7 protein-coding genes are annotated in these 4,924 nt (G+C 66.1%); 6 read left to right on the top strand and 1 reads right to left on the bottom strand.

The genetic code is table 11. The features are described 5' to 3' along the window. The 3 genes from AC2VOU_RS00335 to AC2VOU_RS00325 all read left to right on the top strand — a co-directional run. On the top strand, positions 1–632 hold a 632-nt coding region (locus AC2VOU_RS00335), incomplete at its 5' end, for a Rossmann-fold NAD(P)-binding domain-containing protein (RefSeq protein ID WP_486955560.1). A gap of 250 nt (positions 633–882) precedes the next feature. Continuing rightward, complete coding sequence (gene relB, locus AC2VOU_RS00330; protein ID WP_486955559.1) at positions 883–1,089, top strand: type II toxin-antitoxin system RelB family antitoxin; 207 nt, start codon at positions 883–885, stop codon at positions 1,087–1,089. Then, complete coding sequence (locus tag AC2VOU_RS00325; RefSeq protein ID WP_486955558.1) at positions 1,079–1,342, top strand: type II toxin-antitoxin system RelE family toxin; 264 nt, start codon at positions 1,079–1,081, stop codon at positions 1,340–1,342. The genes relB and AC2VOU_RS00325 overlap by 11 nt, the downstream gene beginning before the upstream one ends. A gap of 207 nt (positions 1,343–1,549) precedes the next feature. Here the strand turns inward: AC2VOU_RS00325 and AC2VOU_RS00320 are convergent, their stop codons facing one another. After that, entirely contained in the window at positions 1,550–1,975 is a 426-nt protein-coding gene (locus tag AC2VOU_RS00320; RefSeq protein ID WP_486955557.1) for a PaaI family thioesterase, read from the bottom strand. A gap of 58 nt (positions 1,976–2,033) precedes the next feature. Here AC2VOU_RS00320 and AC2VOU_RS00315 point away from each other — a divergent pair, with 58 nt between their 5' ends. From AC2VOU_RS00315 to AC2VOU_RS00305, 3 genes are all read left to right on the top strand, one after another. Beyond that, positions 2,034–3,161 (top strand): NAD(P)H-dependent flavin oxidoreductase, encoded by a 1,128-nt coding sequence (locus AC2VOU_RS00315; RefSeq protein ID WP_486955556.1) that lies wholly within the window; start codon positions 2,034–2,036, stop codon positions 3,159–3,161. Further along, entirely contained in the window at positions 3,158–3,808 is a 651-nt protein-coding gene (locus AC2VOU_RS00310; protein WP_486955555.1) for a TetR/AcrR family transcriptional regulator, read from the top strand. The genes AC2VOU_RS00315 and AC2VOU_RS00310 overlap by 4 nt, the downstream gene beginning before the upstream one ends. Then, the coding region (locus AC2VOU_RS00305; protein ID WP_486955554.1) for a flavin-containing monooxygenase at positions 3,801–4,924 on the top strand (1,124 nt) is incomplete at its 3' end. The genes AC2VOU_RS00310 and AC2VOU_RS00305, both read left to right, overlap by 8 nt.

Here is a 4,924-nt window from a genome sequence, read left to right as displayed (position 1 = left end):
GTCACCCAACCCGGCTCTGTGCCACCGATCTCATTGCCCCGTCAGCCCATTCACCACCACCAGCCCCGTCACCACCCACATTCATGCCGGGAGAGCCAGATTTCGTCGAGTACAACAAGCGCCGTCATCTAGCCGTAGAGGAGGCGGTGATCGCCGCGGGATTCGCTTACGCATGCCTGCGGCCTGGCGCGTTTGCGCGCAATGCTCTGCGCTTCTGGGCTCCGCAGATCCGGAAAGAGAAACGTGTACGGGTACCCTTCCCCGAATCACAACAGGCCCCGATCGCCGACGACGACATTGCCTTCGTCGCAGCCCGGGCGTTGACCTCGTCCGACCTCGATGGCCAGCGCATCGTGCTCACCGGCCCCGAGTCACTGACCATGCGCCAGCAGATCGGCCTCATCAGCGAAGCCATTGCAGCACCGATCGAGATCGAAACGATTGACGAGGCCGAGGCGCGCGCGCTCTACGCGCCGGTGCTACCGCCGGCATATCTCGACCTACTGATGAATCAGTGGGCCCACGAGGTCACAGAACGCGCGACAGTCAGCGACGCGGTCCAGCGCATCACGGGACGCGCACCGATCGACTACCTGAGTTGGGCCAAGCGCCACCGCGCTCAGTTTCTCTGACCATCCATCCGATGCACAACGCCAACCGGCTCGGCGCAGTGAGACTGAATCTAAGCCGTCTCGATTCCCTAAATATGCGAGGCTTGACGGCTGCCGCTAGGTGGCCGCAGAAAGTCGTCGGCCTGGAGGACGTGCCTCGACGGAGGACACGATCACAGGTTCTCACGCCGAGACAGAAACGAGAGCCCGAACGCCCTTTGACTAGATGTATGACATGTAATACCCTCGACATGTCCTCAAGGAGGTGGGTGTGCTAACTGTCCGACTGAGTCCTGAGTTGGAAGGCCAGCTTGACCAACTTGCTCGCGACACTGGCCGGCCCAAGAGTTTCTACGTCAAAGAAGCCCTCGCCCGATACCTCGAAGATCGAGCCGACTATCTGACCGCGGCGGCAGCCCTGGAACGCCAAGAAGACGTACTCAGCGCCGCCGACGTCAGGCGCGAACTTGGCCTATGAACTCAGCTACGCCCGCGGTGTGCTCAAGCAGCTCAAGAAACTCGATCGTCGATCAGCTCGCCGGATTCTGGACTATATGGATGCCATGGCTGCACTCGATAATCCACGCTCCCGCGGTAAAGGACTCACCGGTGAGCTGCAAGGGATTTGGCGTTACCGAGTCGGAAATTCCCGTGTCCTGTGCCAGATCACTGACACCACTCTCAGCATCCACGTTATCGATGCGGACCACCGCAGCCGCGTCTACGAATGACCCCGATCCACCGGTGAAGTGAGACGGGATTCGAGACGTCTCTGATCTCTAGAAATGCGACAACGGCCCACTAGCGAATCGGTATTGCAGACCAGATCCGATTCCGCGGATTACTCTGCGGCTTAGGATAATTCGCTTATCGGCAGCAGGCACTCCCGACGCGAGGTGGCCGGCGTCGAAGTCTGCTCTTCGATGCTGCTGACCGGATCAGACGATGCGGTAGGTCTGCACGGCGTGGGCGACGACGGTCCCCGCGGCGTCGGTGGCGGTGATCTCGGTGAAGGTCAGCTCCGTGCGACGGCGTACGGTTTGCGCGTGGCACCGCAGGTCGCAGCGTTTGGCGGCGCCGGTGTACTGGATGCTCATCGCGACCGTGGAGGCGCGCAGGCCCTTGTCGAAGTCGTGGTTGGACCAGGCCGCCGCGGCTCCCGCGGTGTCCATCACCGACGCGATGACCCCGCCGTGAAAGTAGACGCCGTCGTTGGTGAGGTCTTCCCGGAACGGCAACCGGACCGTCACGTCGTCGGGCTCATAGCGGTCGAACACGATGCCCAGCCCGGCCAGAAACGGTGTCTTCGGCATGAGATCGCGGACTGCCTGGCGACGCTGGTGCTGTTCTTCCTCGGTCAGCATACGGGAACCCTACCGCATTCGATTGACACGTCAATCAATAACTCGTAGCGTCGTGGGCATGCGGACCAGGGTTGCCGAGCTGCTCGGCGTCGAGTTCCCGATCTGCGCGTTCAGCCACTGCCGCGACGTGGTGGCCGCGGTGTCGAACGCGGGCGGGTTCGGCATCCTCGGCGCCGTCGCGCACACCCCCGAGCGACTGGAATCCGAACTGACCTGGATCGAGGAGCAGACCGGTGGGCGTCCGTACGGGGTGGATCTGCTGTTGCCGCCGAAATACGTCGGCGCCGAACAGGGTGGTATCGACGTCACGCAGGTGCGGAACCTGTTGCCCGCCGAGCACCGGCAGTTTCTCGACGACCTACTGGTCCGCTACGACATCGCGCTACCCACCGAGGAGCAGCGCCTGTCGCCCCGGGTCGGCCTGAACGTGTCGCCCAAGGGGTACGAGCCGCTGCTGGACGTGGCGTTCGCGCACAAGATCCGGCTGATTGCCAGCGCGCTGGGGCCGCCACCCCCCGACCTGGTGACACGCGCCCATGACAACGACGTGGTAGTGGCCGCGCTGGCCGGGACCACGCAGCACGCACGGCGGCACGCCGCCGCCGGTGTGGACCTCATCGTTGCGCAGGGCACCGAGGCGGGCGGTCACACCGGCGAGGTGGCGACGATGGTTCTGGTCCCCGAGGTCGTGGATGCCGTCGATCCCCTTCCCGTGTTGGCCGCCGGCGGCATTGCGTGCGGCCGACAGATGGCCGCGGCGCTGGCGCTGGGCGCCGAGGGGGTGTGGTGCGGGTCGGTGTGGCTGACCACCGAGGAGGCCGAGACGCCGCCGGTGGTCAAGGACAAATTCCTGGCCGCCACCTCGTCGGACACCGTGCGGTCCCGGTCGCTGACCGGCAAGCCGGCCCGGATGCTGCGCACCGCCTGGACCGACGAGTGGCAGCGGCCCGACACCCCGGAGCCGCTCGGGATGCCGCTGCAGACCGCGCTGATCGCCGACCCGCAACTGCGTATCCAGCAGGCCGCCGGCCACCCGGGCTCGAAAGCCCAGCAGTTGGCGACCTACTTCGTCGGCCAGGTGGTCGGTTCACTGGACAAAGTACGCCCGGTGCGCTCGGTGGTGCTCGACATGGTCTCGGAATTCATCGACGCCGTCGGGCGTCTCGACGGCCTGGTCGAGCAGTGACGACGGCCGGCACCGCCAAGTCGCGACGGCGTCGGGCGGTCAGCGACGAGGAGAAATCCCAGCGCCGCGAGGAGATCATGGCGGCCGCCAAGGCGGTGTTCGCCCGCAACGGTTTTCACGCCACCACCATCGCCGACATCGCCAAGCAGGCCGGGCTGGCATACGGGTCGATCTACTGGTACTTCGACTCGAAGGACGAATTGTTCCACGCCCTGATGGCCGTCGAAGAGGAAGCGCTGCGCAATCACGTGTCCGCGGCGCTGGCCGCGCTCGGCGAGGCCGGCGGGGACGCTCCTTTCCGCACCGCGGTGCAGGCCACGTTGGAGTTCTTCGAGGCCGACAAGGCCACCGTCAAACTGCTGTTCCGCGACGCCTATGCCCTGGGCGACCGGTTCGAGAAACACCTCGGCGGAATCTACGAACGCTTCATCAACGAGATCGAGAATTTCATCGTCATCGGCCAGCAGCGCGGCGAGGTGGTCGACACCCCACCGCGGATGGTGGCCTTCACCCTCGCGGCCCTCATCGGCCAACTGGCGCACCGGCGGCTGTCCACCGATGACGGGCTGGACGCCGAAGTCGTCGCCGACTTCGTTGTCTCGCTCGTCCTCGACGGACTGCGACCCCGTCGAGACGGCCATGAGTGACCTGCGTTTCGTCATCGTCGGGGCCGGGATGGCCGGGGTGCTGGCCGCGATCAAGCTGCGCGAGGCCGGGTTCACCGACATCGTCGTGTACGAGAAGGCCGAGCGGCTCGGCGGCACCTGGCGGGAGAACACCTACCCCGGCATCGCCTGCGACGTCCCGGCCCAGATCTACAGCTATTCCTTTGCGCCCAACCCGGAGTGGAGCCACGTCTTCGCGCCCGGTCCGGAGATCCTCACCTACCTGACGGCCGTCGCAAACCGCTACGGTGTAGCCGGTCTGATCCGCTACGGCCGCGAGGTGCGCCGCCTCGACTACGACGGAACCCGATGGCGTGTCGAGACATCCGCCGGCGAGCGCGACGAGGCCGACGTGGTCATCGCCGCGACCGGGGTGCTGCACCACCCGCACTACCCCGACATCGACGGCCTGGACACGTTCGCGGGCACGGTGTTCCACAGCGCCCGGTGGGACCACGACGCACCGCTGGAGGGCGCCCGGGTGGGGGTGGTCGGCACCGGCTCGTCGGCGGTGCAGATCGTCGGCGCGCTGGCCGGTGTCGTCCGGGAGCTGCACCTGTTCCAGCGCACCCCGCAATGGATCCTGCCGGTGGACAACCCGCCCATCGACGAGGCGGACCGGGCCCGCTACCGCGCCGAGCCGACGGCGATGACCGCGTTGCGCGACGAGTTGAACACCCAATTCGTGCAACGCTTCGCCAACGCCGTCGTCGACGCCGACTCGGCCGCGCTGCGGATGCTGCAGGAACTCTGCGACGACAACCTCAACGACAACGTGACCGACCCCGGGCTGCGCGAGAAGCTGCGACCCGACTATCGCGCCGGCTGCAAACGGCTGGTCATCTCGGCGAACTTCTACCGCGCCGTCCAGCAACCCAACGCCCACCTGGTCACCGAGCCCATCGACCATGTAGAGGCAGAGGGCGTGCGCACGAAAGACGGTGTGCTGCATCGGCTGGATGTGCTGGTGCTGGCCACCGGGTTCCGGGTGGACCAGTTCCTGCGCCCGATACAGGTGGTGGGCCGCGGGGGCGTGCGCCTCGACGAGGTATGGACGCCGCGGCCGTTCGCATACTTGTCGGTGTCGGTGCCGGACTT

This window comes from Mycobacterium sp. TH-M25, assembly GCF_057473665.1.
The sequence above is the reverse complement of the archived record's forward strand: the minus strand, read 5'-3'. Positions and strand labels throughout refer to the sequence as shown.